The sequence below is a fragment of the Tropicimonas sp. genome, assembly GCF_047971885.1.
Classification (GTDB): Bacteria; Pseudomonadota; Alphaproteobacteria; order Rhodobacterales; family Rhodobacteraceae; genus Tropicimonas.
This window is the reverse complement of record NZ_JBKEAE010000104.1, coordinates 1-5571: the sequence shown is the minus strand read 5'-3', so window position 1 is coordinate 5571 and position 5571 is coordinate 1. Positions and strand designations below refer to the sequence as shown.

5 protein-coding genes, 2 tRNA genes and 1 pseudogene are annotated in these 5571 nt (G+C 64.7%); 2 read left to right on the top strand and 6 right to left on the bottom strand.

Features of this window, described 5'->3' with window-relative positions; translation table 11 throughout:
• From ACK5IR_RS09240 to ACK5IR_RS09215, 6 genes and pseudogenes are all read right to left on the bottom strand, one after another.
• Nucleotides 1-93, bottom strand: a pseudogene (locus ACK5IR_RS09240) (sugar ABC transporter permease); the annotation flags it as partial.
• A gap of 116 nt (nt 94-209) precedes the next feature.
• Complete coding sequence (locus ACK5IR_RS09235; protein ID WP_416928146.1) at nt 210-1526, bottom strand: ABC transporter substrate-binding protein; 1317 nt, start codon at nt 1524-1526, stop codon at nt 210-212.
• A gap of 112 nt (nt 1527-1638) precedes the next feature.
• Complete coding sequence (locus ACK5IR_RS09230) at nt 1639-2604, bottom strand: sugar-binding transcriptional regulator (protein ID WP_416928144.1); 966 nt, start codon at nt 2602-2604, stop codon at nt 1639-1641.
• Entirely contained in the window at nt 2601-3287 is a 687-nt protein-coding gene (locus tag ACK5IR_RS09225; RefSeq protein ID WP_416928142.1) for an HAD family hydrolase, read from the bottom strand. The genes ACK5IR_RS09230 and ACK5IR_RS09225 overlap by 4 nt, the downstream gene beginning before the upstream one ends.
• A gap of 98 nt (nt 3288-3385) precedes the next feature.
• Nucleotides 3386-3462: transfer RNA gene (locus ACK5IR_RS09220), tRNA-Arg, on the bottom strand.
• 161 nt (nt 3463-3623) lie between these two features.
• Nucleotides 3624-4847, bottom strand: a complete 1224-nt coding sequence (locus ACK5IR_RS09215) for an acyl-CoA dehydrogenase (RefSeq protein WP_416928140.1) — start codon at nt 4845-4847, stop codon at nt 3624-3626.
• A gap of 173 nt (nt 4848-5020) precedes the next feature.
• Between ACK5IR_RS09215 and ACK5IR_RS09210 the strand changes: the two genes are divergently transcribed.
• Both ACK5IR_RS09210 and ACK5IR_RS09205 read left to right on the top strand, forming a co-directional pair.
• The gene (locus ACK5IR_RS09210) at nt 5021-5260 is read left to right on the top strand and encodes an Lrp/AsnC ligand binding domain-containing protein (protein ID WP_416928138.1); all 240 of its coding nucleotides are present in this window, start codon (nt 5021-5023) and stop codon (nt 5258-5260) included.
• A gap of 87 nt (nt 5261-5347) precedes the next feature.
• Nucleotides 5348-5422 (top strand) — tRNA-Gly (locus ACK5IR_RS09205).
• The last annotated feature ends 149 nt before the right edge of the window (nt 5423-5571 follow it).

Sequence of the window (5571 nt, the reverse complement as noted above, 5' to 3'; positions counted from 1 at the left end):
CATCGACAGCGGCACGATCATCCACCCGAGCAGGAGAAGAACTGCTGGAGCGATCATGAAACGCGCTGCCGCACGGGAATGTTGCGTGGCCATGGCCGGCATCTCCGGTCGGAAACGATGGTTGGGGGTCGGGTGGATCGGCACCGCGAAGGGTGCCGATCCGGGAGGTGGCCGGGCCGCGGCGCGATCCGGCCAGGGAGGGTCCGCGACTATTTGGGGTAGCCGGCCTTCGCCATTTCACGTTCGGTCAGCGACTGCGCGTTCTGCAACGCCTGATCGGCCGAGAACTGGCCCGCAAGCGCGGCCGAGAACTGCTGGCCGACCGCCGTGCCGATGCCCTGGAACTCGGGGATCGCGACCCATTGCGAGCCGATATAGGGCACCTCCTGCGAGGTCGGATGGGCGAGATCGACGCCGTTGATCGCATTGATCGTCACTTCGGCGAACGGCGCGGCGGCCACATAATCCGCGTTGTCGTAGAGCGAGGTGCGCGTACCCGGAGGGGCGGCGCGCCAGCCTTCATGCTCGGCAACGAGGTTGGTGTAGTCCTTCGAGGTCGCCCAGGCGACGAACTTCTTCGCCGCTTCTTCCTTCGACGTACCCGCCGGAATGGCGAGGTTCCACGACCAGAGCCATTCGCCGCGGCCCTCGTTGCCGGCAACATTTGGGAACTGCGCATAGCCGACACTGTCGGCGACGGTCGATTCCTTGGGGTCGGTCAGGAACGATGCAGCGACGGTCGCGTCGATCCACATGCCGCACTTGCCCTGCTGGAACAGCGCCAGGTTTTCGTTGAAGCCGTTCGACGACGCGCCCGGAGGACCGTAGTTGTTCATCATGTCCAGATAGGCGTCGACCGTCGCCTTCCACTCGGGGCTGTCAAACTGGGGTTTCCATTCCATGTCGAACCAGCGTGCGTTCATCGACTGGGCCATGGCGGACAGGAAGGCCATGTTCTCGCCCCAGCCGGCCTTGCCGCGCAGGCAGACGCCGTAGATGCCCGCACCCTTGTCGGTCATCGCGGCGGCGGCTTCCCTGATCTGATCCCAGTTCGGCTTTTCGGGAATGGTCACGCCGGCCTTCTCGGCCAGATCGGTGCGGTACATCACCATGCCCGATTCGCCATAGAACGGCGCGGCATAAAGCGAACCGTCGACCGACAGGCCGTTGGCGATCGCGGGCAGCAGGTCGGCCATGTCGTATTCGGCGGGCAGATCGTTGATCGATACCAGCCAGCCCTGTTTGGCCCAGATCGGCACTTCGTAATTGCCGATGGTCATCACGTCGTACTGGCCGCCCTTGGTGGCAATGTCGGTGGTCACGCTCTGGCTCAGAACGTAATCTTCCAGCGTCACCCACTCGACATCGATATCGGGATTCTTGGCCTTGAAGTCATCGACCAGGCTCTGCATCCGGATCATGTCGCCGTTATTGACGGTCGCGATGGTGATGGTTTCGGCGGCGGCAGCCGTCGAAAGGGCCGCAACCGCACATGCGCCCAACAGCGCCTGAGCACGAACTTTCATCTGTTTCCTCCCAGTAGGTGTGAGCATATGCTCACTTCACGAGCCAATGCTCACCCATCTGCCCCGATTTTGTCAAGCGAATTTTCGTGCAGCCTAAAATTTGGCCTCGCGATCAGGAAAGCAGCGCCCCGGCTGTATCCTCGTCGGTGATCAGGCCGTTGATAATGCGACCGGAAAGCGCGCCTTTCAGCGCATCAAGCTTGTCGGGGCCGGCGGCAACGCCGATCACCAGCTTGCCGCCATCGCCCGGCGGGTCGACCCGCACGCCCGCGACGCGCCGGTTCGGTTCGGCGTCGATGTACTGCCCGGCCGCGTCGTAGAACCAGCCGACGATCTCTCCCACTGCGCCAGCCTGCTGAATTTCGCGGAACTCGGGCTCGCTCAGGAAGCCGTCGCGCAGCATCGGCGCGGAATCCGAGGCGTGGCCCACGCCGACGAAGCTGACCGACGCCTGCTGCGCCAGTTCCACGTTCCGGCGGACCGGGGTCAGCCGGTGGAACAACTCGCGCTCTTCCAGGCTCGATGCGACCACCGGCAGGGGCATCGGATATTGTCTGGCAGATACCCGGTCTGCCAGACGCATCAGCACATCGTAATTCGAGGCCGACCCGTCGGGCGAAATGTTCCCGTTCAGCGAGACAAGCCGGTGCTGCGGGCATTGGAAAGTGTGGATCTCCTCCACCGCCGCACGCAACGCGCGACCGGTTCCCACCGCAACGACCAGCGATTCGGGCGCGCTCAGGATACGCTCGATCTCGGCCGCCGCGATGGGCGCGATGGAGCGCACGGGTTCGATCCCCGCCCCGAGCGACGGCGCGACCCGGCAGACCGACAGGCCGCGTCGGTCGCGCAGTTCGGATTCCAGGTCCAGGCAGCGCGCGATCCCGTGGTCGAGCCGGAAGTGGATCAGGCCTTCGGAAACGGCCCGCGCAACCAGCCGCTGGGCGCGCTGTCGCGAAATGCCCAACTCGCGCGCGATCTGGTCCTGCGTCTTGCCGCCGACATAGTAGAGCCACGCCGCGCGGGCCGCATCGTCGAGCGGCGCGATCTCCGGTTCGGTCGGTTTCGGAACGTTCATCGGCAGTCTCCGCGCGCCCTGAGGTGGCGGTCAAGGTGGTAGAAATCGGCGAAAGATGCAAACCTGAGATGCGGCCGCGGCAGGTCCGGCTCGTCGAAGGTCACGCCCCGCAGGTGGCTGCCGCCGGTGAAATGCCAGACCGTCATTCCGGCGGCAAGCCCGGCCTGAACGCCGTTCAGGCTGTCCTCGACGACAAGGCAGCGCCCGGGCGCAACCCCCATCCGGGCTGCGGCATGCAGAAACAGGTCGGGGGCGGGCTTTCCACGCTCGACCTCGGACGCGGTCCAGACTCGGCCGGTGAAATACGGTGTCAGCCCGACGATTTCGAGCGACCGGCGAACGCGGGGCGGGCTGGAGCTTGTGGCGAGGCAATAGGGGCAGGCAAGCGTTTCGAGCACCTCGCGCACCCCCGGCATTTCCCTCAGATCGCTTGCGAAGGCCGCCAGCAGACGCGCGCGATAGTCGGCCTCGAACGCCGGGGTCAGGGCAAGCCCGAACTCCCGGCGGATCTGGGCGATAACCACCGGATAGCTGCGCCCGAGGAAATGGCGCGCCACATAGGGAAGATCGACCTCGACGCCCCATTCAGCCAGTTCGGCCACCAGCATGCGCGCCGAGATCAGTTCGCTGTCGATCAGGACGCCATCGCAATCGAATATCACCAGATCGAAGTCACCGGCCACGGCGCAGCCTCCCCATCCGGATACCGCGTTTCCCGCAAGACCGGACAGACGCACCAAATCCGGCTCGGCGCATGATCGACGGATCCCCGGCGCGAAAGTGGCGCTCGCAACAGGATTCGAACCTGTGACCTTCGCCTTCGGAGGGCGACACTCTATCCAGCTGAGCTATGCGAGCGTAGGGCGCACCTAACAACTGTCGCCGAGCGATGCAAGCAGTTGTAAGGGCCGCGGCCGATTTTGCGGGCGGTCCCGCGCCGTATCGCGATACCCGGCTTTCCGGCACCGGCGCGCTGTCGAAGCGGCATTTCACCCCGGGGCCACCGGATACGCGGACCGCTACTGGAAGGCCGGGATCCCGGTGATCGCCCGGCCGAGAATCAGGGCATGAATGTCGTGCGTACCCTCATAGGTATTCACCGCCTCGAGGTTCATGACATGGCGGATCACGCCGTATTCATCCGATATCCCGTTGCCGCCCAGCATGTCGCGCGCCTCGCGCGCGATGGTCAGCGCCTTGCCGCAATTGTTGCGCTTCATCAGGCTGATCAGTTCGGCCGGGGCGCGATGTTCATCCATCATCCGCCCGAGGCGGAGCGCACCCTGCAGGCCGAGGGCGATCTCGGTCTGCATGTCGGCAAGCTTCTTCTGGATCAGCTGGTTGGCCGCCAGCGGCCGCCCGAACTGGCTGCGGTCGAGGGTATAGTCCCGCGCCATGTGCCAGCAGGATTCGGCCGCCCCCATCGTGCCCCAGGCAATACCGTAACGCGCCCGGTTCAGGCAGCCGAACGGCCCGGCAAGACCGGATGCCCCGGGCAGAAGGTTTTCCTCGGGGACGAACACGTCGTCCATCTGGATCATGCCGGTGACCGAGGCGCGCAGACTGAACTTTCCCTCGATCTTCGGCGTCGCCAGCCCCTTCATCCCGCGTTCGAGCAGGAACCCCCTGATCCCGCCGCCATGCGCCTCGGATTTCGCCCAGACCACCAGAATGTCGGCTATCGGGCTGTTGGTGATCCAGTTCTTCGCCCCCGACAGCAGGTAGCCGCCCGGCGCGGGCCGCGCCCGCGTGATCATGCCGCCCGGGTCCGATCCGTGATCGGGTTCGGTCAGGCCGAAACAGCCGATCATCGCGCCACCCGCCAGTTCCGGCAGGTATTTGCGGCGCTGCTCCTCGGTGCCATAGGCAAATATCGGGTGCATCACCAGCGAAGACTGCACCGACATGGCCGAGCGATAGCCGGAATCGACACGCTCGACCTCGCGCGCGGCCAGCCCGTAGGAGACATAGCTCACCCCTGCCCCGCCGTATTCCCCGGGGATGGTCGGGCCGAGCAGACCCAGCGCCCCGAGTTCGGTCATGATCGCGCGGTCGAATACCTCGTGCCGGTTCGCCCCGACCACCCGCGGCGCAAGCCCGTCCCGGCAATAGGCGCGCGCCACGTCGCGGATCATCCGCTCGTCTTCGGCAAGCTGCTCGTCCAGTTGAAACGGGTCCTGCCAGTTCAGCGCCGGCGGGCGGGCACAGGCAAGCTCGGGGGTATTGGGATGATCGGCAGACATCGGGCCTCCGTCGGTTGATGTTTCGCGCCCCGGAGGCATAGGCGCAAACCGCGCCCCGCGCCAGTTCTTCGAACCGTCACCCGGAACACGCAAACGCCGCTTGCGCAACCGGAACGGCTTGCAACTGCCGCACGATTGACGATGCTGGGCGCACGACAAACAGGAGGTTCGCAATGAGCCAATGCGTCTTCGTCCAGATCCGCTGCGCCCCCGGCACCACCTACAAGGTGGCTGACGACATCGCGCTGAAAGAGATTCATTCCGAGCTCTACTCGACCTCGGGCGATTACGACCTGCTGCTCAAGCTCTACGTCCCCGAGGGAAGTGATGTCGGGCATTTCGTGAACGAGAATATCGGCAGCATCGAAGACGTTCAGCGCACGTTGACCACCATGACCTTCCGCGCCTTCTGAGCTGGAGGCGGCAGGCGCGCCCCGGCGGCGCCGATTTTCCGCTTGAACCCCGCCGGGCGGGCCGTTACACCCCGCTCACTTTCGGATGCGGGCGTAGCTCAGGGGTAGAGCATTACCTTGCCAAGGTAAGGGTCGTGAGTTCGAATCTCATCGCCCGCTCCAGAAAGCTCCTGTATCGGCTGTCGGATATTTCTGCCTTCTGTCGGATTTCCTACCCGGATCGCATGCGGAACAGAAAAAGCGGTCGTTCGTATCTAGCACGGCGAACGACTGGAAAGAGCCCATTTTTCCTGTTTCTGTACTACTAACGA